This window comes from Kitasatospora putterlickiae, from assembly GCF_039527695.1.
GTDB lineage: Bacteria > Actinomycetota > Actinomycetes > Streptomycetales > Streptomycetaceae > Kitasatospora > Kitasatospora putterlickiae.
This window is the reverse complement of record NZ_BAAAKJ010000046.1, coordinates 1-2,243: the sequence shown is the minus strand read 5'-3', so window position 1 is coordinate 2,243 and position 2,243 is coordinate 1. Positions and strand designations below refer to the sequence as shown.

The 2,243-nt window shown below is 71.3% G+C and carries 2 protein-coding genes; one reads left to right on the top strand and one right to left on the bottom strand.

The window, feature by feature from the left end:
• Nucleotides 1-951, bottom strand: a 951-nt coding sequence (locus tag ABD308_RS05635; protein ID WP_344327562.1) for an AAA family ATPase, incomplete at its 3' end; no start/stop codon positions are given.
• A gap of 292 nt (nt 952-1,243) precedes the next feature.
• Between ABD308_RS05635 and ABD308_RS05630 the strand changes: the two genes are divergently transcribed.
• Nucleotides 1,244-2,191: a terpene synthase family protein gene (locus tag ABD308_RS05630; RefSeq protein ID WP_344327558.1), complete on the top strand. Its 948-nt coding sequence runs from the start codon at nt 1,244-1,246 to the stop codon at nt 2,189-2,191.
• Nucleotides 2,192-2,243: the final 52 nt, after the last annotated feature.

The window sequence follows — 2,243 nt, the reverse complement described above, 5'->3', positions numbered from 1 at the left end:
GCCGAGCCGGTCCAGCCAGGACTTGAGGGTCATCCCGGTGGCGTCGACGGCGAGTTCGCGCAGCTGCAGGGAGTTCTCCTCGACCGGCTCCAGCTCCTGGTCGCGGACCTGGTCGAGCAGCGCGACGACCTCGAAGGGGTTGCCGTTGACGACGTTCCAGAACTCGTAGCAGAAGGCGTCCTCGGCCTTGTCGCCGAGTTCGGCGCGGATCATGTCGGTGACGGCGACCAGCGACAGCCGGCTCAGCTCGTGCTGGCGGGTGGCCAGCGCGGCGACCGTGCGGTGGTGCTCCTGGGACTCCTGCTGCCAGTCGGCGCTGTCGTCGCGGTAGGCGAAGACCAGCAGGACCGGCAGTTCCCTGGCCCGGACGGCGAACTGGGCCAGCCAGCCGAGCGACTCAAGGTCGGCCCAGTGCAGGTCGTCGACGATCATCACCAGCGGGGCGCGCCGCGGGGCGAGCTGGGTGAGGACGAAGTCGAGGCCGTCGCGGACACCCTGCGGGTCGAGGCGGCGGGCGCCCTTCCGGGGCTGCTTGAGGCCCATCGCCGGGCCGACGACCTCCTCCCAGGTGCCCATCACCTGGCTGAACTCACCGGGCTCCAGGCTGCCGAGCACCGGCTGGAGGAGCTGGCGCAGGACGTGGTACGGCTCGTTGAACTGGCGCTCGCCGCCGCGTGCGAACAGCACGGTGGCGCCCTCGCGCAGCTTGGCGATCCGGCGGACCTCGTGCAGCAGACTGGTCTTGCCGATGCCGGGACGCCCGGAGAAGGTCAGCAGTTCGCCGATCTCGGTGCCGCCGGCCGCGAAGTCGCGGCAGAGCTTGTCCACCGCGGCCTCGGCGGAGCGGAGTTCGGCGTCGCGGTCGCGCAGTCTGATGCGATTGGGGGCGCCTTCCGCCTCCCGCGCGCCGGGCCTCGCCTCCGCCCGGAAATCCCTGTCCCGCTCGGTCACCGTCGTGCCTCCGCCTCGCCGATCCCTGCTCGTGTGCCGAGGTTAGCGCCGGTGGGGGCCGGTTGGAGTGTATTCACGCAGGCGAGGGGCGAGTTGAAGGGTTTGGAGGACCGGCCAAGGGCAATTGCCCTATATCCCTAACGTCGGATCATTGCATCAGATACTCTACGCCCCGCGTGCCAAGTTGATCATGCCACGACCAACCTCCCCTTCTGGCGACGCCGCTCCAACTCCCCTACCAATGAACGCGATAACCATCAGAGCCCCCACCCTTCGCAGCTCCGGGAGTCCGATGTCTGACGACAACTCACTTCAGATTCCGTTCCCGCACCGTCGCAGCGACCACGGGCCGTACGCCACCGAACTGCACCGCGCCTGGCTGACCCGCCATCCACTGCTGCCCGACCCGGCCCACCCGTCCTACGCCCACTGGGACGTGGTCGACCTCGCGGCGCTCGGCTATCCCGACGCCGGACCCGATGAACTCGCGCTCGCCGCGGATCTCATGGGGTTCTATTTCCTCTTCGACGACCAGTTCGACGGCCCGCTCGGCCGCCGCCCCACCGAGGTCGCCCCGATCTGCGACCGGCTGATCGCCGTCCTGCACGGCGCGTCGGCCGACCGCGGCTCGCCCGTGGAGACCGCCTTCGCCGACCTGTGGGAGCGCAGCGTCCAGGGCATGCCGGCGCGCTGGCAGGCGCGCGCCGCGTACAACTGGGAGTACTACCTGGCCTCCCACCCCGCCGAGGCGGCCGGGCGGATCAGCCCGCGCCCGCCCGACCGGGCCGGCTACCAGGTGCTGCGGCGCGGCACCGCCGCCATGGAGACCATCTTCGACATGATCGAGCGGCTCGGCCACTTCGAGGTGCCGCCGGCCGTGCTGCACCACCCGGTGCTGCGCCAGCTGCGCCAGCTCGCGGCCGACATCCCCTCGCTGACCAACGACGTGCGCTCGTTCCCGCTGGAGGCGCCGCGCGGCGACGTCAACAACCTGGTGATGATCGTGCGGCGGGAACGGGACTGCTCGGCCGAGGAGGCCTGCGCCGTGGTGATGGGCGAGGCGCAGCTGATGGTCGAGCGCTCCCACGAGCTGTACGAGGGGCTGCCCGACGTCTACCGGGAGCTCGGCCTGGCCCGGGTGGAGCGGATCATCGCCCAGCGCTACGCCGACGGCCTGGTCACCTGGCTGGCCGGCTACCTGAGCTGGGAACGCCGCACCGGCCGCTACCAGGCGGCCTGAATGGCCCGCCCCTCGCCCGCGGGCCGCTCCGGCCCGGCGCCGGTGCCCGGCG

Bases quoted from the DNA above. Each gene is read 5' to 3' on its own strand.
- ABD308_RS05630 (WP_344327558.1), top strand. From the start codon at position 1,244: ATGTCTGACGACAACTCACTTCAGATTCCGTTCCCGCACCGTCGCAGC.